The organism is Streptomyces sp. NPDC002851, from assembly GCF_053591935.1.
In genome coordinates this window covers 1-17,837 of the sequence record NZ_JBSFUT010000035.1, presented here as the reverse complement: position 1 = coordinate 17,837, position 17,837 = coordinate 1, and the positions used below count along the sequence as shown (strand labels likewise).

The following is a 17,837-nucleotide window of genomic DNA, read 5'->3' as shown; positions in this document are numbered from 1 at the left end:
GGACGCGGGATCCTAGAGCTTCCGCTTTGCGGAAGCGACCGCTCCGGAGGAGTTCGGGTCTTCCCACAGGAGTGCGCGCTCCCAAGAGGCCGGGATTCGTGGGTACCGCACCTGGGTCCCGGCCCCCGATCGCGGCTTGACTCTCGGACGAACCACACATCAACTCGCTTACGAGAGGCCCGACTTCGCGTGAACAACGGCTACGCCGCACAGCTCGACGACTACATCCGCCAGGGCGTCATCCCGCCGTACAACTACTCCTACCCGTCGCGCTCCACCTACCGGCCGCTCGACGGCCGCTGGACCGCCGAGGAGGCCTGGAAACAGGACCTGAGCCTGTATCAGGTGCCCGAGCTCAACCTGTATCTGCATGTGCCGTTCTGTCGTTACAAGTGCGGCTTCTGCAACCTGTACACCGTGATCAGCGAGGACGCGGACGTCTACACGGCGTACATGAACGCGCTGTGCACCCAGCTGCGCGACCACGCCGACATCATCCGCGCCCGCCGCCTGCGCACCATCTACATCGGCGGCGGCACCCCGAGCCTGCTGTCCCTGCGCCACTTCGAGCAGCTGTTCAGCACGCTGGACGAGGTCTACCCCAACTGGCGCTCCACCGTGGAGGAAGTGGCCATCGAGGCCACACCGGACTCGATCGTCAACGAGCCCGGCACCCTGGAAGGTCTGCTGCAACTCGGCCTGACCCGCGCCAACATCGGCATCCAGTCCCTCGTACCGAAGGAGATCCGCGAGGCCGGGCGCGGCCAGGCGGGCGAGCAGGTCATCCGCAAGGCCATCGAGATCGCCCACGACAAGGGCCTGCCGGACCTGTCGACCGACCTCATCATGGGATTCGCCGGCCAGACCGACGAGACCTGGCGGACCTCCGTCGACGAACTCGCCAAACTCAACCCGGCCACGATCAGCACGTACTTCCTGACCGTGCGCCCGGACGCCTGGTTCTCCAAGACGGGCGCCTACCAGTACGCGCAGTCCCCGAACCTGTACGAGCGCTACGACTACGCCCGCCAGGTCTTCACCGACCACGGCTACGTCCAGGAAGGCTCCGTCCGCTACAAGAAGCTCGGCCGCGGCGGCTACAAGCAGAAGGTGCTCACCTTCCACGGCGTGCCGCTGCTCGGCCTCGGCGTCGGCGCCCGCTCCTACACCGGTGTCCTCGACTACATGGTGGGCTCGGTCAAACCGTCCATGACCGAAGTCGCCGACTACATCACCCAGGCAAACGCCCACGCGCTCCAGCCCGTCACCGGCTTCGTCCTCGACCACGAGGAGATCATCCGCAAGCGCCTCGTCCTGGACACCTTCGACCTGGACCTCGCCGAACTGGACCGCTTCGGCTACCAGGACAAGGCCCACCTGTTCGAGCCCATCCTGGACGCCGCCGAGGAGACCGGACTCCTGCGCCGCCTCGGCCGCCGTATCCAGCTCACCCCCAAGGGCTTCAAGTACCGCGACATCCTGTCCTGGATGTTCTTCTCCGACCACGTCATCCAGCTGGACCGCGACTACTACGAGGGGCTGCACGAGCAGAACAAGCGGGCCCAGAAGCACATGGGCACGCCGGTCGGCATCTCGGGCATCCGCACGGCGCAGGCGGCCTCGTGACCGAGCTGTTCATCGCGGCGGGCGGGGGCGGTGACCCGATCGGCACCGCCCTCGTCCACGCGAGCCTGGGCGGCGAGGCCGACGCCGTCGTCCTCACCTACGCCTGGGAGCGCCCCACCGTGGACCCGCTCCCAGGCCCCCTGGCCCCGGACGACTTCACGATCCTCGACCACGACGCCCTACCGGTGCCGCTCATCACCGCCGACACAAAGGCGATCGAACCGCGCGCCTCCACCCTGCCCCGCCTCGCCGCACACCTGCCCACGACACTCGCACTCCTCGACCCACACCCCGGAATCGAAAACCTCGCCGACCAGATCGAGCGGACCGCCCGCACCCTCGGCGTCGACCACCTCAACGTCGTCGACATGGGCGGCGACATCCTCGCCCACGGCGACGAACCCACCCTCGCCAGCCCTCTGCTCGACGCCCTCGCACTCGCCGCCTGCCACCTGACGGGCGTCCGCACCACCGTCCACGTCGCCGCCCCCGGCCTCGACGGCGAGCTGCCCGAAGCGACCCTGCTGCCCCGCCTCACCGGCCACGGCACCGAGCTCGACCCCACCGTCCCCACCTGGGCGGCGGACGTCTTCCGCTGGCACCCGTCCGAGGCCAGCACCCTGCTCGCCGCGGCCGCCACCGGGCTGCGCGGCCGCTGCGTCACCAGGTCGGGCCCGATCCCCCTCACCGGCCACAGCGGCCGCGTCTGGCACCTGCCCCTCGCCCAGGCCCTGGACCACAACCCGCTGGCCCAGGGCCTGGTGGAAACCCGCGCCAACACCCTGGCCTACGCGGAGGAGATCAGCCTCAAGCTGTACGGATTCAGCGAGATCGAACGCGAACGCCGACGAGCCGCCCGGCCGCACACCGCACGCACCCACATCGACGACGACACCTTCCTGGACGAACTGGACACCTGGCTCCGCACCCAGCGCGCCGCCCACCCCGACGCCCGGTACGCGACCGTCCGCTGCGCCGTCGAGGACCTGGGCCACGACTGGCGCCTGACCGAACACGTCCGCGCCCTGCTGACCAAGCACCGCCCCGGCCTGGACGCCTTCCCGCTCCTGTCCCTGACGGGCTGACCGACTCGTGTCCAGTGGACCTAGGGCCCGTCTCCCCGAGACGGGCCCTAGGCCGCGCGGTCGTCCAACTGCCCCCACAGTTCCCGCTCCTGCGCGGACATCGGCTCCGGCCAGGCGAGCCGTTCCGGGTGGCCCGGCGGGGGCTGTTCCAGGCGGGCCACCCGGGCGGCGTCGGGGGCCTCAGCCTTCGGGTCGGGGCGGCCTACCTGGTCCACCCACTCCAGCGCGCCCGAGGTGTACGGGTCCACGCCCGTCGGCGCGTGGCTCCAGCCCATGTGCACCATCGCCCGCAGCACCCAGCGCACCCCGCCCCACAGTGCGGCGCGGCATGCGGTGGCGGCACGCGCGGCGAGGGCAGGCGGTCGGTCGTACATCGGTGAATCCCTCCTCCTGCGTCCGGTCGCCCCGATCGTGACGGTCACCGCGCCCACGGACAGGGGCGTGCGGTCCCGCCCCGCCGGGCGCCTGTCCCGTCCGGGGTACGCGCCTCGCCGTACGTCCGTACGCAGGGCCGCGCAGCCCGATGCCGCGCGGGACCGGACGCCGCGCGCTCCGCCCGGCCGTAGCGTCGATGCCGAGGCGTACGACGACCGGAGCGGCGCCAACTCACCTGAGGGAGACGGCAGATGAAACTGACCGTGTTCGGTGCGACGGGCGGTACCGGCAGCGCCGTGGTGCGGCAGGCCCTGGCCGCGGGCCATGAGGTGACCGCCGCGGCGCGCAGGCCCGAGGCGGTGACGGAGCCGCGGCAGGAGCGGCTCACGCTCGCCCGTGTCGATGTCCTCGATCCCGCGTCGCTGGGCGCGGCTGTCGAGGGGCGGGACGCGGTCGTCTCGGCGCTCGGGATCGGTATGAAGCGGCATGCCACCACGGTGTATTCGGCCGGTACGGGGGCCATTGCCGGTGCGATGCGGCAGGCCGGGGTGAAGCGGCTGCTTGTGGTGTCGACGACCGGGTTGCAGGAGAGCCGGGATCTGCCTCTTGCCCAACGGGTCGTGGTGAAGGGGCTGTTGCAGCGGATTCTGCGTCGGCCGTACGCCGATATGGCGGCGATGGAGGAGTTGGTGCGCGGCTGCGATCTGGAGTGGACCGTGGTGCGCGCGGGGCGTCTCACCGATGGGGCCGCGGTCGGTGGCTATCGCGTCGCCGTCGACCGACCGCTGCGTGGCGCGTGGTCGCTGTCCCGGGCCGATCTGGCGCGGTGTCTGCTCGACCGGGTCGAGGACGCGGACGCGTACCGCCGGACCCTCGAAGTCGCTTATTGACGACGGAAGATGACGACGGAAGATACGGAGTACCCGGCCATGCGCAGCAAGGACATCCGCTCTCGGCTCGCTTGGGCCGGGTTGTTCGCCGTTCTCTTTCTGACCGGTTGTCTCGGGACGCGTTCGCTGATGCGTCGGTACGGGTCCGAAGGGCCGTTTCTTGTTGTGGAGTTGCTGCCCGCCGTGGCCGGGGCAGGGTGTGCGACGGTGGCGCTTTTTCTGACGTTGCCTGCGCTGGCGTCGGCCGGTGGGCCGCAGTCGTCGAAGCTGCGGGCGGACCTTGCCGCCATGGCGACGTTGCGGTATCTCGCGCTTGCCGAGTCGCGGTCGCAGCGGGATCGGTTGCAGCGTGATCTGCATGACGGGATCGGGCCCGTGCTCGCTTCGGTGCGGATGCATACCGATCTGCTGCGCACGCTGGTGCTGCGGGATCCGAAGGCCGCGGCGGCGCTTCTGGACGACTTTTCGTCGGCGACGGAGGATGCGGTGGGTGAGGTCCGTAAGGTGCTGCGGGAGTTGAGTGAGCCGTCGGTGGGCCGGATGGATCTGGTGGCGGCTTTGGAGGAGCGGGTCGCGGTGCTTGCGCGGGCGGCGGGTGACCGGATGGGTTTCGTTCTTCAGGCGCCGGCGGATCCGCTGACGCTGCCGGAGGACCTTGCTCGTAACGCGTATCTCGTGGTGAATGAGGCGCTGACGAATGCGGTGAAGCATGCGGAGGCACGGCGGGTCGTGGTCCGGGTCGCTCAGGGGCCGGGGGCGGAGCTGACGGTTGAGGTGACGGACGATGGTGTGGGGTTTGGTGGCGACCAGGTCGGCGTCCCGTCATCCGGCGGCGACGGCCACGGGATCGGTCTGGGTATCGGCCTCGACTCGATCCGGCGTCGCGCCGAAGCCCTGGGCGGATGCGCGGAGTTCGGCCCCGCGGGCGATGCGCCGGACCGTACGGGTACGCGGGTGCGGGCCCGTTTCCCGCTGCCCTCGGGCCACCTCGAACACGCGGCGGCGGCGCCGCGGTGACATCCGAGGCTGAGCGCGCCGTCGCAGCACGCGGCTGTGCCCCGTCCGGTCTCCGTCGACCGGGCGGGGCACAGCCGCGCGTCCATGGGTGCGGGTCAGTCGCGCAGTGCCCCGCTGTAGCCGCCGCCCGCGAAGATGGCGGTGGTGGTGCGGCCGTCGTCGAGGCCGAGGACCTGGACCGGGCGGGTGCGGTTCTCGGTGGTGCCGTCGCCGAGCTGACCGGCGTCGTTGAGGCCGAAGGCCCACAGGGTGTTGTCCTGGCCGAGGACGAGGGTGTGGCCGCCGGGGCCGAACTCGTTGCGGCCGCCGCCTCCGGCGACCGCGGCGACCGGCGGCAGTCCCTCGACGCGCTGCGGCAGGCTGCGGTTGGTGGTGGTGCCGTCACCGAGCTGACCGCTGTCGTTGTTGCCCCACGCCCACAGGGTGCCGTCCTCGTCGACGAGCAGGGAGTGGAAGTAGCCGCAGATGAACGAGCGCACCTTGACGTCGTCCAGGCCCTGCACCGGGACCGGGGTCAGCCGGGTCTCCGTGGTGCCGTCGCCGACCTGGCCGCGGTCGTTGCGGCCCCAGGCCCAGAGGGTGCCGTCCTCGCGCAGCGCGAGCGTGTGGCCGCCGCCGCCGACGACCTCGGTGACCCCGTCGATCTCCAGGGTCCGCACGGGGGCGAGGCGGGTGTCCGTACTACCGTCGCCGAGGCCGCCGAAGAGGTTGTGGCCCCAGGCCCAGACGGTGCCGTCGGCGCGCAGCGCGACGCTGTGTCCGCCGCCCCAGGCGACCGCCGCCACGTTCGCGAGGTCGGTGACGGTGACCGCTTCGGTGCGGTTGTCCGTGGTGGTGTCGCCCGCCTCGCCGCGGCCGTTGTGGCCCCAGGCCTTGACGGTGCCGTCGTCGAGGAGGGCGAGGGTGTGGCCGCCGCCGCCCACGATGGTCTTCACCTTGGGGAGGCCGGTGACGGGGACGGGGGCGCTGCGGTGGTCGGTGGTGCCGTCCCCGGCCTGGCCGTAGTCGTTCCGGCCCCAGGCGAGGACCGTGCCGTCGTGGCGACGTACGACGGTGTGGCCGCCGCCACCGGCCAGCTGCGCCACGCCGTCGAGCCCGGGCACCTGGACCGGGAGGCTGCGGTGGGTGGTCGTGCCGTCGCCGACCTGCCCGAAGGTGTTGTCGCCCCAGGCCCAGACGGTGCCGGCAGAAGTGTCGCTTCGCTGCATGTCGTGTTCTCCTCTTGTGGCGTGGCGTGCTGTCATGTCCACGCGGATGGGTTGGGCTCGGCGTGGACCAGCGCTCCGATCTGCATCAGGACCGCGGTGATGTGGTCGCTGATCCAGGACTCGACGACCTTGCCGTCCACGACGCGGTGCACGTCCGCGCCCCGCAGGGTGAATTCCTTGTCGGTCGCGGCGATGCCGAGGAAACTCGCCGCGTGCTGTCCCGTGGCGGTGAACTTGCAGACCACGAGCTCGCCGTCACCGATCATTTCCTCGATGTCGATACGGAAGTCCCGCGCCATGTTGCGCCACATGGCGACCGCGGCCCTGAATGCCTCGGGGCCGCGTGGCAGTGAAACTCCGTCTATATGGACCGTGAAGTCTTCCGCGAACACCTCGTCGACGAAGTCGGTGTTGCCCTTGTTGAAGCCCTCTTCGGTGACATAACGGACGAGTTCCTTGTTCTCCTGAGCCGACATCGGCCACCTCTCCGTGTGATCGTCGGGCGCATCGGACAGTTGGGGTGGCAGCCTGTCGGACACGTCCTCCCACTGCTCCCGGCAGCCCCTGGCGTACACGCTCGGGCTTGTGTCGTCCCTGTGTCACGGGTCGCCAGTCCCACCCGGCCGGGAAAACGCCCCGGTCAGACGGAAGATCCGGCCATTCCTGGGCCCGTACCAGCGCCGCTTTAATGAGCCCGCGTAAGGAAGTGCGCAGGCAACCACCCCACCACCGAGGAGCGGAACCATGGGTCGGCGTCGCATTGTTCTCTGGGGCCTGGACGGAATTCTCGCGAACCGCGAGAGCGGTTATGCGCAGAGCTACGGCGAGATATGCAGCAAGATCTCCGGCCGCTCGTGCACGGATGCACCGGCCGCGCTGTCGGCGGCAGCCCGCACGGACACGCAGATCCTTCGGGAGACCCTGACCGCCGGGGGCGTCCCGGACGAGGAGCTGCCCGAGCTGCTTGCCCGGGCCGTCGAGGAGCTGGTGCGGGCGCAGCCGGAGCGCCGGGACGCGCTCGCGGCCGTCGGACGGCCGCCGGGTGTCGCCGAGGCGCTCGCCGGGGTGCGGCTGCGCGGCCACCGGGAGCAGACCCTGGTGACCGGTGACCTGGAGCCGCTGGCGGCGCTGAAGGTCGGTGCCGTGGGTGTCGACCGGTACCTCAACCTCGCGGTGGGCGGCTACGGTTCGGACGCCGAGCAGTGGGACGCGCTGCCCGCGGCCGCCTGCGCGAAGGTCGAGAAGGCGGACGGCGGCGGGGCCGCGGCGGCCGACGCCGTGCTGCTGCTCAGCTCTCCGGCGGAGGTGACCGCGGCGCGCGCGGCGGGCTTCGCGGTGGTGGCGGTGGCCACGGGCAGCGCCGACGCCGCCGAACTGGCCGCGGCCGGGGCGGAGCTCGTACTTCCGGATCTGTCGGACACGGCGGCGGTGCTCGATGCGATCGAGGCTGCCGAAGCCGCCGAAGCCGCCTGAGGTTCTGCAGCGGGCCGAGGTGGACGTCGGGAGGCCCGGGCCCGCCCCGGCTACCGCGCCGGAAGCAGCCCGTGCGCCTCCTGTCGTACGACGACATCGCAGGCGGCGGACGACAGTCTGGTCATCACGATCCCACCGATCATGTTCTCCCCGCCGATCATGTTCCCCGCACGTCAGAAGGATGGTGCCCGATGCCCAGTGCCGCCCGAGCAGTCGATGCCAGCAAGGTGTACGGCAACGGCGAAACGCGGATCCGCGCCCTGGACGGGGTCAGCGTCGAGTTTCCCGCCGCCCGCTTCACCGCGATCATGGGCCCGTCCGGGTCCGGCAAGTCCACGCTGCTGCACTGCGCGGCGGGCCTGGACACCCTCACGTCCGGTCAAGTCTTCATCGGTGACACCGAGTTGGGCTCGCTGAGCGACAAGCAGCTCACGCTGCTCCGTCGTGAGCGGCTCGGCTTTGTCTTCCAGTCGTTCAACCTGGTGCCCACGCTGACCGTCGAGGAGAACATCACGCTCCCGCAGCAGCTGTCCGGGGCCCGCGTGGACCGGGAGTGGGTCGATACGGTCATCGACGTCGTGGGCCTGGCCGACCGCCTGCACCACCGGCCCAGCGAGCTCTCCGGCGGGCAGCAGCAGCGCACCGCCGTGGCCCGCGCCCTCGCGTCCGATCCGCAGGTGGTGTTCGCCGACGAGCCCACCGGCAACCTGGACTCGCGCTCCGGCGACGAGGTGCTGCGGCTGCTCGGCCGTGCGGTGCGGGAGATGGGCCGTACGGTCGTGATGGTCACGCACGACCCGGTGGCCGCCGCGCACGCCGACGAGGTGATCTTCCTCGCGGACGGGCGCCTGGTGGACCGGATGGAAGCGCCGACCGCGGAGCGGGTCCTGGACCGGCTCAAGCGGTTCGACCCGCTGAGCGTGCGGCGCGACGGCGACGCGACGCCCTTCGAGGCCGACGAGGCCGTAGTACTCGAAGGAGCGGCCCGATGAGTAGCCGACCCGGGCAGCGGCTCGCCGCGCCCCTGCGGCTCGCGTGGAAGTCGCTGCGCCTGCACAAGCGGCGGTTCGTCGGCACCGTGCTCGCCGTGTTCCTCGGCACGTCGTTCCTCGCGGGCACGCTGATCCTCGGCGACACGCTGCGGGGCAGCTTCGACTCGCTGTTCGCCACGTCCAACACCGGCACCGACGCGGTGGTCCGCAGCGCGGACGTCATCACGGCGGGGAACGCCGCGGCGGCCCGCGAGCCCGTGCCGACGTCGCTGGTGGAGAAGATCCGCGGCGTCGACGGCGTGGCCGCGGCAGCGCCCAGCGTGCAGGGCCAGGGCCAGCTTCTGGACGCCGACGGCAAGCCGGTGGGCAAGAGCATGGGCCCGCCGCCGCTCGCCGGGAACTGGATCACCGACGCCCAGCTCAACCCGTACGACCTGGCCGACGGCCGCGCACCCGAGCGCGCCGGCGAGGTGGTCGTGAACCGCGGCGCGGCCACCGCGGGCGGCCTGAAGGTCGGCGACAAGGCGATGCTGCGCACCCCCGACCCGCTGCACGTGAAGGTCGTCGGCATCGCGACGTTCGGCGGCGCGGACGGCATGGGCCAGCAGGTCTTCACCGCCATGACCCTGGACGAGGCGCAGCGGCATCTGATGCCCAAGCCCGGTCAGGCGGCGTCCATTTCGGTACGTGCCGAAGACGGCGTGAGTCAGCAGGAGCTGACCGACCGTATCGCCCCCGTACTGCCGAAGGGCGCGGAGGCGTTGACCGGCACGGAGGCGACCGAGGAGAGCCAGGAGATGATCTCCGGCCGGTTCCTCGACCTGTTCACCACGCTGCTCACGGTGTTCGCGGGCATCGCGCTGCTCGTCGCCACGTTCTCGATCCACAACACGTTCGCGATCGTGGTGTCCCAACGCACCCGCGACAACGCCCTGTTGCGCGCCCTGGGCGCCTCGCGGCAGCAGGTGCTCGGCTCGACGCTGATCGAGGCGACCGTGGTGAGCCTGGCCGCCTCGGTGGCCGGAGTGGCCGGTGGCCTGGGCATGGCGAAGGGCCTGTACGCCCTGTTCACGGCGGTCGGCATGGGTCTGCCGCCGGGCGGCCTGGTGGTCTCGTGGCTGTCGCTGCTGCTTCCGGTCGCGGTGGGCGTCGCGGTGTCGGTGGGTTCGGCGCTGCTTCCCGCGCTGCACGCCGGGCGTACGGCGCCGCTCGCGGTGCTGCGTGAGACGGCCACGGACCCGTCGGGGGCGTCGCGTGCGCGGACCGTACTCGGCGCGCTCGCCGCGGTGGTGGGCGTGGGCCTTGCGGTGTACGGCGCGCTGTCGCCCGACGTATGGCTAGGCGGGACGGGGGCGGTGCTGCTCCTGGTGTCCTTCATCGTGCTCGGCCCGGTGGCCTCGGCTCTGGCGGTACGGGTGATGGGGGCGCCGCTGTCCCGGCTGCGCGGCATCACGGGCGGGCTCGCGCGGCGTAACGCGCGGCGCAATCCGAAGCGGACCGCGGCCACGGCGACGGCCCTGATGATCGGCGTCACCGTCGTCACCCTGTTCACGGTCTTCGCCTCGTCCCTCCAGGCGACCATGGACGAGACCGTGTCGCGTTCGTTCGCGGGCGACGTGGCCGTCTCCACGTCCTCTGCCGGGGCCGCCCAACGCGGCGCGGGCGGCGGGGTCAGCCCGCAGCTGGCGCCGAAGCTCGCCGCACTCGACGAGGTCGACACCGCGGTGGGGCTCGGCAAGGGCGTCGCGAAGGTCGACGGCGCGGGCCGTCAGCTCACGGTCACCGACCCGGAGCAGGCGGCCGCGGTGCTCGAACTCGGCGCCGTGGACGGCTCGTTCGCCGGTCTCGGCCGCGACGAGCTGGCGGTGTCCCGCACGGAAGCGGACAAGAGGGACATGAAGGTCGGCTCGGTCCTCCGCCTCACCTTCACCGACGGCAAGCACGAGGACTTCACGGTAGGCGCGGTGTACGGGGAGACCGAGCTGGCGGGCGACTACGTCCTCACGCGCGAGGCATGGGCGCCACACCGCGGCCAGGACGCGGACTCGCTCGTCGCGGTCGTCTTCCGCGACGGCATCGACCCAGCCACCGCCGGGAAGACCGCGGTCGAGGACGCGGCCGCCCCGTACGGCTCGCTCCAGGTCAACACCCGTGAGGAGTACGCCGATTCGGCCGCCGAAGGCATGAGCATGATGCTCACCCTGGTGTACGCGATGCTGGCCCTCGCGGTCCTGATCGCCCTGTTCGGCATCACCAACACCCTGACCCTCGCGATCCACGAGCGCACCCGTGAGCTGGGCCTGCTGCGCGCGGTGGGCGCCCTGCGGGCCCAACTCCGCTCCCTGGTCCGCTGGGAGTCCGTCCTGGTCGCGGCCTTCGGCGCGATGGGCGGCCTGCTGCTCGGCGGGGTACTCGGCTGGGTCCTGGTCCGCGCCTCGGACGCGGAGGGCACCAGCGTCTTCGCGGTGCCGTGGCTGCGGGTGGGGCTGATCCTGGCGGTCGGCGTCCTGGCGGGCGTCCTGGCCGGGCTGCGCCCGGCGCGGCAGGCGGCGCGGCTGAATGTGCTGCGGGCGTTGAGCCATGCGTAGGGCTTAGCGGGCCCGGCGGGGCATGCGGGGCCTGCCGGGCCCGAGGGCTGCTCAGCCCATGCTCTTCGCCCCGTCGAGGCACTCCCGGATGATGTCGGCGTGGCCGGAGTGCTGGGCGATCTCGGAGAGGATGTGCAACAGCACCCGGCGGGCCGACCACCGCTCGTCCGACTCGAACCACGGTGCCTTGGGCAGCGGCTGGGTGGCGTCCAAGTCGGGGAGAGTGCGGACGAATTGGTCGGTACGGCGTGCCACGTCCGCGTAGGCGTCAAGGACACCCGTCAGCGTCTCTCCGGGCAGCATGCGGAACTCGTCGGCCCGAGCGGCCCAGTCGGCTTCGGTCATGGCGGTGAAGTCGCCCATCGAGGCCGGGCCGTCCAGGATGAAGCCGACCCAGTTCCGCTCAACTGACGTGACGTGTTTGATCAGCCCGCCGAGGCACAGCTCGCTGGCGGTGGTGCGCAGCCCGGCCTGCTCGTCCGTCAGGTCACGGGTGGTGAAGCGCAGCATGTGCCGGTGCTTGGCCAGCTGCGCCAGGAGGTCGGCTCGCTCGCCGGTGGTCGGGGTCGGGGTCGGGGTCGTCATGATCTCCGCCTCTGCCTTGTTGGTCCTGTCCCGTCATGCGTCGTCCGTCATTCGTCGTCGGACAGGACCAAGCTAGGGGGCATAGCGGCCAGGTTCTGACCTATATCCGCTCCCTGATCACCAGGTGACCGGCAGTTCCACGAGGCCGCCTGTCAGCACGTCACCGCGGACGCGCAGTTCCTCGACCGGCACGGCAAGCCGTATCTCCGGGAAACGCGGGACGAGTCGGCCGAAGGCAACCTGCAGTTCCATGCGGGCCAGGGGCGCGCCGATGCAGTAGCGCATGCCGTGCCCGAAGGTGAGGTGTGAGGCCGCCCGCCGGGTGACCTCGAAACGGTCGGGGTCGGTGAAGACGGCCCTGTCGTGGTTGGCGGCGCCGTTGTCCACCATGACAAGGTCCCCCGCTTGGATGGTGACGCCGCCGATCTCGATATCGGTGTGGGCGTATCGCGGGATGCCGCCCCCACCCTTGCCCGGGGCGCGCAGGATCTCCTCGACCGCGAGCGGGATCAGGCCGGGGTCGCTCAGCAGTACCTGCCACTGGTCCGGATTGGTGAGCAGGAGCAGCGCCCCGAGGCCGATCTGAACGACGGTGGTCTCGTGGCCGGCGAACAACAGCGCCATCGACAGCATGGCGATCTCCTCGTCGCCGACTCCGTCGGTCGCACAGAGCCGGGAGATCACATCGTCCCTGGGCTGGCGGCGCTTGCGGGCCACCAGCTCCTGGCCGTAGGCGAAGAGGTCCCCCAGCCCCTGCTCGGAGCGAGTCCGGTCGAGTACGTCGGCGGCGGCCTGCGTCCAGGCGCGGAACTGGGTGCGCTCTTCGTACGGCACCCCCAGCAGCTCGCAGATCACCAGGATCGGCAGCGGGAGGGCGAACGCGGTGTTGAGGTCGGCCGGCGGCCCCTGCTCCACCAGGTCGTCCAGGAGTTGCGTGGTCAGGTTCTCAACGCGTGGGCGGAATGCCCGCATACGGCCCGGCGTGAAGTGCGGCTGAAGCAGTGACCGCATCCGTGCGTGGTCGACCTTCTCGGTGTCGTAGTTGCCCAGCGGGCCGCCGAACAGAGCCGACTCACTGGAGCGCGCGGCTTTGTCCGGGTCGGGGTGGGACCGGCCGAGCCGGTCGTCGTCGAGCAGGCGGCGCACCTCGTCGTAACCGGTGACCAGCCAGGCGTCGTCGCCGACCCGGGTGCGGATCCGGTGCACGGCGCCCTGGCCCTGCAGCGTGCGGAGCATCGGCGGCACGTGCAGCGGGCCGGTCTGAGCGAAGGGCAGCTGGATGGTCATGGCGCCTCCCAAGTTGACGCTCTTTTGTATACTCAACTTTAAACAAAGCTACTTGTATACTTGCACATAAACAAGAGGAGGGTGATCCGGTGGCGGCAGAGCAAGTGATTCCCGGTGGACCTGAGCCGGTCAGGCGGATGCGGCGGGACGAGCGGCGGGAGCAGATCCTCGACGCGGCCACCCGGGCGTTCGCGCGCGCCGGCTTCGCCGCCACCAGCCTCGACGATGTCGCCGGCGAGGCGGGCCTCACCCGGGTGATGCTCTACCGGCACTTCGAGTCCAAGGCCGACATGTACCGAGCGGTCCTCGACCGCGCCTGCACGCGGCTGGCCGAGACAGTGGGCAGCGATGACTTCGACGACGACTCGATCCCTGCCCTGCTCCGCGCCGCCTCGGCTGACCCCGACGGCTTCCGGCTGCTGTTCCACCACGCAGCCCGAGAGCCGGAGTTCCGTGACCTCATCGACACCCTCACCGCGGCCTCGGCCGAGATCGCCCAGCACAATCTCGCCCAGCGCATCCCCGCGGGGCCCTGGCTGGACTGGGCAGCGCGGGTGATCCCGGCATTCACGACCGACGCCGTCATCGGCTGGCTGGACGCCGGGCAGCCCGACCCTCAGCTGGCCGCCGACCGGATCGGTCGGGCCGTACGGGGCATCATCGAGGCCGCGCAGCAGACCAAGGGGTGATGCGCGCAAGAGCCGGTCCCACCCGCTCGGCCACGAGGTCCAGCTCTGACTCCCGGCTCAACGCGGCAAGGTCTGCGTGACCCGCCGCAGGCGGCGTCGGCCCGGAAAGCACGGGGGATCCCCTGATTGATCAGAGGGCTGATCACGCGGCCTGTGCCAGGTAGTACGGGGCGACGTCACGCCGGTCGGCGGGGCGGGCTTTGCGCGGTGTTCGCGCGGGGAGACGCCGAGGAGCGCATAGGCGGCCCGGGGTGACAAGCGCACTTCGACACACTCAACGCACTCGTCGCGGATCCGGGGCGGACCGGGCGACAACGCGGCGACGAGGCTGCTCAGGGGCCGCCTCCAGCTGATCCGCAGCTGTTACGGGAGAGGCCGGGCGGCCCCGTGGGACTGTGGGACGACATCGAGCAGGCGCTCACCGCGTGGCAGGACGCCGGGGAACCCGACATCAGCATGGTGCGGTTGCGCGTCACTGCCTGCGCTCACACCTACTGGATCGGGGAGGATCCCGCGCTGCGATGGGAACACCGTGTGGTCTGAGCCGCATGCGTCAACGGTGCGTGGCCTCCCGGAGTTCGCCGCCCCCCGCCCCGGTCGGGCGGGGGCGGGAGGCCGGGGGCGAGGGGTCAGGCCGCGTGGGAGGTGATGGTGACGAAGGCTGCTTCTGCTGCGGCCTCGTTTTCGATTTTGACCGCTAGCAGGAGGGACAGTTCGCGGACCGTTTCGTCGCGGAGCAGGGTGTTCGTGTCGATCGGGATCTCCAGGGCCGTTTCCAGGTGGCGCTTGAGGCGCAGGGCCGTGATCGCGTCGACGCCCTGGGTGTGCAGCGGCCGGGTGGGGCTGAAGCGGTGGGCCGGGGGGATGTCCAGGACGGCCTTCAGTTCGCCGCAGATGTGCGCCTCGATCGCGTCGGCGCGGTCCTTGATGGGCCGTGCGCGCAGTTCTGCCGCGGTGGGCAGCTGGTCGGTGCTCATCGTGTGGTCGGTGCTCATCGTGCCTCCTCGTCCGTGACCAGGACGATCTTTCCGCGTACGGCGGACTCTTCCAGGAGCTTGTGGGCCTGTCCGGCCTGGCTCAGTGGCAGGACGTCGGCGATGACCGGGGCGATGGTGCCCTCGTCGAGGAGGCGTACGACCTCCAGGAGGTCCTCGCGGTAGGCGTGCGGCTGCTTCTTCTCCAGGCTCCACGCGTTGTAGAAGAGCGTGCGGCGGCCGTCCGGAAGGAGCTTGGGTCCGAAGATGCCGCCGAGCATGCCGCGGGCGCCGATCGACAGCTTGGCCTTGCCGTCGACGAGTGCGGCGCTCTGGCCGTAGCCGATGAGGATGCCGCCGCGGCGCAGCGTCGCGTAGGAGCGGTTGAAGTGAGCGCCGCCGATGGGGTCGAGGGCGGCGTCGACGCCGCCGCCGTCGGGCAGGGACCGGATCACGTCGACGAAGTTTTCCGTGCGGTAGTCGATGGGGTGGCCGCCGAGCGAAGCCACCAGGTCGTGCTTGGCCGCCGAGCAGGTGCCGTACACCTCGACGCCGCTGGTGCGGGCGAGTTGGAGTACGGCGGTGCCGACGCCGCCGGCCGCGCCGTGCACGAGGACCCGCTTGGCTCCATCCGCCCCGGCGGACGCCCCGGCGGACGCCCCGGCGACCCGGTTCAGCATCTGTAGCGCGATGAAGTAGTTGAGGGACGCGGCCGCGAGGCGTACGAGGTCGGTCTCCTCGGGCACCGGCACCAAGCGCTCGGCGGGCACGGTCAGCTGCTCGGCGTAGCCGCCCTTGCGGATGAGGGCCACGACTCGGTCGCCCTCGGCGAGGCCGGTGACCCCGTCGCCGACGGCGTCCACGACGCCCGTGATGTCGAAGCCGGGTACGAAGGGGGCCTTGGGGCCGCCGGGGATGACGCCGTTGCGGAGCAGGATGTCTCCGTACGACACTCCGGCGGCTACGACGCGGACGCGGGCGTGTCCGGGCGGCGGGGCCTGGAGCGGCTCGGTGCACGCCTCCAGGACTTCGCTGCCGCCGATTCGGGTCACGGTGATCCGGCGGTTGCGGCGGTCGGTTTCGCTCTTGCGGTCCGTCGCCCCGCGTTGGTGACTTGTTTCGCTCTGGCTCTGCATGGTTCTCCCCACATCTGCGGCTGCTGCGTATGTGCTGCATCTGTGACGGTGATGGTGCGCTTCAAGTACGCGGTGTCGATAGGGAGTTGGGGCACGGCAGGCCGGGGGATCGTCCCGGGCGGCCGGGAAGGGTGCCCGGGCGCCGTGGGACGGCGGGCCCACGCGCGGGAGCCGCCCGGCGCGGGAGTCTGACCGGCGTCAGTACAGCCGGAACCGGCGCCAATACAGCCGGAGACTTCTAGCCAGGAGGACCCCCTAATGTCGGTCGCGGACAACAAGGAACTGGTGCGCCGGATCACCGAGGAAGGCATGAACAAGGGCGACGTGAGCTTCGTCGACTCCTTCTTCACCCCGGACTACCAGGTGCACACCGCGGGTCTCGATCTGCCGCGCGGGCCGGAGGCGTTCAAGAAGGCCGTCGCCCTGTGGCGTACCGCCTTCCCCGACTTCACCGTGAACATCGACGAGATGGTCGGCGAGGGCGACCTGGTGACGAACCGCTTCCACACCACGGGTACGCACACCGGCCCGCTGTTCGGCATCCCGGCCACCGGCCGCACCTTCGAGGTGCACGGCGTCGACATGCACCGGATCGAGAACGGCCTGGTGGCCGAGTCCTGGATCAGCGACGACGTGCCGCGGATCCTCACCGAGATCGGCATCGTGCCGTCCGGCCTTCCGGCGGGCGGCCCCCCGGCGGGCGCCCCGGCCGGCGCCCCGAGCGCGGTCTGACCCTGTCGGAATCGGAATAGGAGGCGTGACGATGGCTGTACGGCGTATCGGCTTCCTCGGCCTGGGCGCGATGGGCTCGGGCATGGCCGCCCGGCTCGTCGAGTCCGGCTTCGAGGTCACCGTGTACAACCGCACCCGGGCCAAGAGCGAGCGGCTCGGGGAGCTCGGGGCGAAGGTCGCGGACACTCCGGCGCAGGCCGCCGAGGGTGCCGATCTGCTCGTGCTCAGCCTCGCCGAGGCCGCGGTGGTGGAGCGGGTGCTTTTCGGCTCCGGGTCCGTCGGTGACGGGGTGCTCGGGGAGGACGGCGCGCTTTCGACGCTGCCCAAGGGTGCCCTTGTCGCGGATCTGAGTACGGTGCCGCCCGCGTTCGCGCAGGAGCTGGATGTACGGGTGACGCGGGCGGGCTTCCGGTTCCTGGACTCGCGGATCCTCGGCAACGCGGAGCACGCCCGTACGGGCGAACTGCGCTTCATGGTGGGTGGCCCGGCGGAGGATCTGGACACGGCCCGACCGGTGTTCGAGGCGCTCGGCAAGGAGATCACGCACCTGGGTGCGGTCGGTGCGGGCGCCACCATGAAGCTCGTGCTCAATCTGCTGATGGGCATCGAGATGCAGGCGCTCGCGGAGGCCGTGGTCTTCGGGGAGCAGGCCGGGCTGCCGCGTGAGGCGGTCATCAAGGCGATCGCCGCGAGTGGTTTCAGTTCGCCGGTGATGCGCTTCAAGTGCGGCGTGATGGCGCGCCGTGCCTTCGACGACCCGGACTTCCGGCTCACGCTGATGCGCAAGGACCTGGGCCTGGTTCTGGACGAGTCCCGCAGGCTCCAGGTGCCGATGCCGACGTCTGCGGCGTCGTGGTCCGCGCTCTCGGGGGCGGTGGAGCAGGGGCTCGGGGATCTCGACTGTGCGGCGATTCTGCAGTACGTGGAGCAGTCGGTGGGGCCTCAGTAGGCGCCGTAACCCGGATGCTCTGTGCTCGGGCCTGGGCCCGGTCCCCCGGTGTTGGGGGGCCGGGCCCTTGTCGTGTCTGCGGGTTGTGGGGTGGGTGATTGGTCCCCTACCCGCCCCTTCCCGAAAGCTTGCAGCCGCTTCGGGGCTGCCGCCCCGGACCCCGCCGCAGATATCGCGCAGGGGGGTACCTCCCTGCTCGAACGCAGTTGAGAGCTTGGGGGAGCGCTCGTC

At 71.0% G+C, this 17,837-nt stretch carries 18 protein-coding genes; 11 read left to right on the top strand and 7 right to left on the bottom strand.

The genetic code is table 11. The features are described from left to right. The first annotated feature begins 189 nt into the window (after positions 1–189). Together ACWD10_RS29610 and ACWD10_RS29605 are read left to right on the top strand one after the other, a co-directional pair. Positions 190–1,626 carry a coproporphyrinogen-III oxidase family protein gene (locus ACWD10_RS29610; RefSeq protein ID WP_451096391.1) on the top strand — a complete coding sequence of 479 codons (1,437 nt, stop codon included), beginning with the start codon at positions 190–192 and terminating at the stop codon, positions 1,624–1,626. Continuing rightward, positions 1,623–2,711: a DUF1152 domain-containing protein gene (locus tag ACWD10_RS29605; RefSeq protein WP_451096389.1), complete on the top strand. Its 1,089-nt coding sequence runs from the start codon at positions 1,623–1,625 to the stop codon at positions 2,709–2,711. The genes ACWD10_RS29610 and ACWD10_RS29605 overlap by 4 nt, the downstream gene beginning before the upstream one ends. Positions 2,712–2,758: 47 nt before the next feature. Here the strand turns inward: ACWD10_RS29605 and ACWD10_RS29600 are convergent, their stop codons facing one another. Continuing rightward, the gene (locus tag ACWD10_RS29600) at positions 2,759–3,085 is read right to left on the bottom strand and encodes a DUF6059 family protein (protein ID WP_451096387.1); all 327 of its coding nucleotides are present in this window, start codon (positions 3,083–3,085) and stop codon (positions 2,759–2,761) included. Between the two features lie 252 nt (positions 3,086–3,337). On the opposite strand from ACWD10_RS29600, the gene ACWD10_RS29595 reads away from it, so the two are divergent. Together ACWD10_RS29595 and ACWD10_RS29590 are read left to right on the top strand one after the other, a co-directional pair. Further along, a complete protein-coding gene (locus ACWD10_RS29595; protein WP_451096385.1) occupies positions 3,338–3,976 on the top strand; it encodes an NAD(P)-dependent oxidoreductase in 639 nt (212 codons plus the stop codon). 39 nt (positions 3,977–4,015) lie between these two features. Continuing rightward, positions 4,016–4,993 (top strand): sensor histidine kinase, encoded by a 978-nt coding sequence (locus ACWD10_RS29590; RefSeq protein WP_451096383.1) that lies wholly within the window; start codon positions 4,016–4,018, stop codon positions 4,991–4,993. Positions 4,994–5,088: 95 nt separating this feature from the next. On the opposite strand, the gene ACWD10_RS29585 is transcribed toward ACWD10_RS29590, so the two are convergent. After that, positions 5,089–6,201, bottom strand: a complete 1,113-nt coding sequence (locus tag ACWD10_RS29585; protein WP_451096381.1) for an RCC1 domain-containing protein — start codon at positions 6,199–6,201, stop codon at positions 5,089–5,091. Between the two features lie 32 nt (positions 6,202–6,233). Continuing rightward, positions 6,234–6,677, bottom strand: a complete 444-nt coding sequence (locus ACWD10_RS29580; RefSeq protein WP_451096379.1) for an ester cyclase — start codon at positions 6,675–6,677, stop codon at positions 6,234–6,236. A 268-nt stretch (positions 6,678–6,945) separates the two neighbouring features. On the opposite strand from ACWD10_RS29580, the gene ACWD10_RS29575 reads away from it, so the two are divergent. From ACWD10_RS29575 to ACWD10_RS29565, 3 genes are all read left to right on the top strand, one after another. After that, positions 6,946–7,674, top strand: coding sequence for a hypothetical protein (locus ACWD10_RS29575; RefSeq protein WP_451096377.1), 729 nt, complete (start codon positions 6,946–6,948; stop codon positions 7,672–7,674). A 191-nt stretch (positions 7,675–7,865) separates the two neighbouring features. After that, complete coding sequence (locus ACWD10_RS29570) at positions 7,866–8,666, top strand: ABC transporter ATP-binding protein (protein WP_451096375.1); 801 nt, start codon at positions 7,866–7,868, stop codon at positions 8,664–8,666. After that, positions 8,663–11,254 carry an ABC transporter permease gene (locus tag ACWD10_RS29565; RefSeq protein WP_451096373.1) on the top strand — a complete coding sequence of 864 codons (2,592 nt, stop codon included), beginning with the start codon at positions 8,663–8,665 and terminating at the stop codon, positions 11,252–11,254. The genes ACWD10_RS29570 and ACWD10_RS29565 overlap by 4 nt, the downstream gene beginning before the upstream one ends. A gap of 51 nt (positions 11,255–11,305) precedes the next feature. Here the strand turns inward: ACWD10_RS29565 and ACWD10_RS29560 are convergent, their stop codons facing one another. After that, a complete protein-coding gene (locus ACWD10_RS29560) occupies positions 11,306–11,839 on the bottom strand; it encodes a DinB family protein (protein WP_451096371.1) in 534 nt (177 codons plus the stop codon). A gap of 117 nt (positions 11,840–11,956) precedes the next feature. After that, complete coding sequence (locus tag ACWD10_RS29555; protein WP_451096369.1) at positions 11,957–13,126, bottom strand: cytochrome P450; 1,170 nt, start codon at positions 13,124–13,126, stop codon at positions 11,957–11,959. Between the two features lie 89 nt (positions 13,127–13,215). Between ACWD10_RS29555 and ACWD10_RS29550 the strand changes: the two genes are divergently transcribed. Beyond that, entirely contained in the window at positions 13,216–13,815 is a 600-nt protein-coding gene (locus ACWD10_RS29550; protein WP_451096368.1) for a TetR/AcrR family transcriptional regulator, read from the top strand. Between the two features lie 387 nt (positions 13,816–14,202). After that, positions 14,203–14,358 (top strand): hypothetical protein, encoded by a 156-nt coding sequence (locus ACWD10_RS29545; protein WP_451096366.1) that lies wholly within the window; start codon positions 14,203–14,205, stop codon positions 14,356–14,358. An 86-nt stretch (positions 14,359–14,444) separates the two neighbouring features. Here the strand turns inward: ACWD10_RS29545 and ACWD10_RS29540 are convergent, their stop codons facing one another. Then, positions 14,445–14,810, bottom strand: coding sequence for an acyl carrier protein (locus ACWD10_RS29540; RefSeq protein WP_451096364.1), 366 nt, complete (start codon positions 14,808–14,810; stop codon positions 14,445–14,447). Further along, complete coding sequence (locus tag ACWD10_RS29535) at positions 14,807–15,925, bottom strand: medium chain dehydrogenase/reductase family protein (protein WP_451096362.1); 1,119 nt, start codon at positions 15,923–15,925, stop codon at positions 14,807–14,809. The genes ACWD10_RS29540 and ACWD10_RS29535 overlap by 4 nt, the downstream gene beginning before the upstream one ends. A gap of 258 nt (positions 15,926–16,183) precedes the next feature. On the opposite strand from ACWD10_RS29535, the gene ACWD10_RS29530 reads away from it, so the two are divergent. Beyond that, a complete protein-coding gene (locus ACWD10_RS29530) occupies positions 16,184–16,657 on the top strand; it encodes an ester cyclase (protein WP_451096360.1) in 474 nt (157 codons plus the stop codon). Positions 16,658–16,688: 31 nt separating this feature from the next. After that, the gene (locus ACWD10_RS29525; protein WP_451096358.1) at positions 16,689–17,606 is read left to right on the top strand and encodes an NAD(P)-dependent oxidoreductase; all 918 of its coding nucleotides are present in this window, start codon (positions 16,689–16,691) and stop codon (positions 17,604–17,606) included. Positions 17,607–17,837: the final 231 nt, after the last annotated feature.